Below are 1,981 nucleotides of genomic sequence, written 5' to 3' on the forward strand. Positions count from 1 at the left end.
TGTGGTCGGTGGCGGTGTCGAGCAGGGGGCGCAGGCCCGCGAAGGCGCCCAGCCGGTCCGCCGGGTCGATGGGGGTGGCCAGCACGTTCGAGACGATGCCCAGCAGCTGCGCGATCTCGTCCTCGTCGGGCACCGGGACGTCGACGACCTCCTCGACCGGCACGTCGGTCAACCCGACGTAGACGCGGCCGTCGTCCTGGGGCAGCACCAGCGCGAACCGGTTCCGTTCACCCGGCATCGGTAGGGACAGCGCCGCGCGGGTCCCGGCCAGGACGGTGGAGCGCAGCACGAGGTGGGTGCCGCGGCTCGGCCGCAGCCGGATCCCCGGAGCCAGGTCCGGCGCCCACACGCCGGTGGCGTTGACCACCGTCCGCGCACGCAGGGTGATCCGGGTACCGGTGAGGGTGTCCACCGCGGTCGCCTCGATCCCACGGCAACCGTGCCGGCCCGTGCCGGCACGGTTGCCGTGGGATCCGGTGCCGAGGGCACGCGCCGCGCTGCTGCCGCCGCCGAGGCCGTCGAGGCCGGTCACCCGCAGCCGGGTCAGGATCCGGGCGCCGAATCCGGCGGCGGTCCGGGCCAGCGCGACGACGAGACGGGCGTCGTCAACGAGCTGGCCGTCCCAGTGCAGCACCCCGCCGCGCAGCCCGGCTTCCCGGAGCGCGGGAGCCACCCCGAGCGTCTCCACGGCGGTCAGCCGGCGTGGGCCGGGCAGGACCGCGCGGGGCGTGCCCGCGCCGCGGCGCAGCAGGTCGCCGAGCCACACCCCGGCCTGGACCAGCGCGGCGTTCGACCGCGGTACTCCCGGGGTCAGCGGGGTGAGCATGGGCAGCGCCCGCACGAGATGGGGCGCGGTGTGCCGCATCAGGATGTCGCGTTCGACGGCGCTCTCCCGCGCCAGCGCCACGTCTCCGGTGGCCAGGTAACGCAGCCCGCCGTGAACGAGCTTGGAACTCCATCGGCTCGTGCCGAAGGCGAGGTCGTGCGCCTCGGCGAGGACGACGGACAGGCCGCGGGAGGCGGCGTCCAGGGCCACCCCGGCCCCGGTGACCCCACCGCCAATCACCAGCAGGTCCACCGGGCCGCCGGCCGCGACGGCGGCCAGCTCCCGTTCCCGCCGCCCGGCGTTCAACGAGGTCGCCGCGGTCGGCCGGAGCGTCAGAACCGTCATGGTGATCCCCCAGTGCTCTCCTTGACCGGTTCCGGCGCGAGGTAGCCGCGCAGGAGCCGGCGCAGTTCGGCGGTCCGGGTCGCCGCGGGGACACCGCCGCCGAGGGCCTCGGCGGACAGGACGAAGGACTGCACGACGAGCAGGACCATGAGGGCCAGCGCCGACGGGTCCGCGGGCCGCACGGCGCCGTTCGCCGCGGCGGTGCGGAACTGGCTCGCCAGCAGGTCCAGGATCATCTGCTGGGTGGCGCCACGTCGCTCGATCAGGTACGGGATCAGCAGCTCGGGATCCGTCTCGATAATCCGCAGATAGAGCGGGTTGGTGCGGAACGCCTCCACCGTCGCGATGATGTGCTCGACGAGATCGTCGAGCAGCCCGCCGTCGAGCAGCCCGCCGTCCGGCCCGGCCTGGGCCATGGCCGACGCGGCCGTCACGACCTGGGTCCACTCGCGGGTCATCACATCACCGACCAGCGAGCGCAGGTCCGGCCAACGTCGATAGAGGGTCATCCGGCTCACTCCGGCGCGGCGCGCTACCTCGGTTAGGGTGGTCCGCCGGACCCCGACCGCCAGCAGGGACGCCTTGGCCGCGTCGAGGACGGCCTCCTCGCCGGCGAGAGCCATCCTCCCTCCCTCCCGTCGCCACGGGCGCGGGGAGCGGCGCCGCCGCGCGGGATGTGCCATCGTAGGATGAGACCTTGTGACAATGTGACGTTGGCTGTCACACTGTCTCGCAAGAGATTCTACCGAGGCACCACCGGATCGGACAGGCGGTACGCACGCCGATGACGAGCACCGACGAGGCCCACGA

Annotated in this window: 2 protein-coding genes; both read right to left on the reverse strand. The window is 73.9% G+C overall.

Going from position 1 to position 1,981, the window contains the following annotated elements; all coding sequences use genetic code 11:
- Nucleotides 1-1,171: glycerol-3-phosphate dehydrogenase/oxidase (locus tag ACY45C_RS05050; protein WP_462186480.1), on the reverse strand; the 1,171-nt coding region annotated here is incomplete at its 3' end.
- Complete coding sequence (locus ACY45C_RS05055; RefSeq protein ID WP_462186481.1) at nt 1,168-1,794, reverse strand: TetR/AcrR family transcriptional regulator; 627 nt, start codon at nt 1,792-1,794, stop codon at nt 1,168-1,170. The genes ACY45C_RS05055 and ACY45C_RS05050, both read right to left, overlap by 4 nt.
- Nucleotides 1,795-1,981: the final 187 nt, after the last annotated feature.

This window comes from Frankia sp. CcWB2 (assembly GCF_977927585.1).